Source organism: Pedococcus sp. 2YAF34 (assembly GCF_052114585.1).
Classification (GTDB): domain Bacteria; phylum Actinomycetota; class Actinomycetes; order Actinomycetales; family Dermatophilaceae; genus Pedococcus.
Map to the genome: position 1 here is coordinate 1 of NZ_JBFRFA010000146.1, position 381 is coordinate 381.

Genomic DNA, 381 nt, shown 5'->3' on the forward strand with positions numbered 1-381 from the left:
GCTCCGGATGCGGACACGTTGCGGTACGCCTCCGCCAGCGCAAGGCGGGCGCCCTGTTTCGGGTCGAGCTGGCAGTAGCGGCCGTTCGCATCCGTCGCGATGGCGAAGCCGAGACCGCTCTCCTCGTCGACGCGGATCATGCCGGCGTCGTCGGGGAACGCGAGGGCCGTGTTGCCGCCCACGAAGTAGTCGTACTGGTCGGTGATCCACCCCTTGTCGGCGAGGTTCGCGCTGCCGAGGAGGGCGAGGAACTGCTCGCGCAGAACATCCTTGTCGCTCGACCGCGGAAGCCTCGCGGCGCTGTCCGCCTGGAGGGCGTCGATCCACGCCGGGTAGGCGACCGGGCGCTCATAGACCGGGCCGTCCACCGCGACGGTGCGC

Annotated in this window: 1 protein-coding gene; it reads right to left on the minus strand. The window is 70.6% G+C overall.

Annotated elements, in window-relative coordinates; genetic code table 11:
* Positions 1-381 (minus strand): AIR synthase related protein (locus AB4Z02_RS19300; RefSeq protein ID WP_441972994.1); only part of this gene is annotated, 381 nt, incomplete at both ends.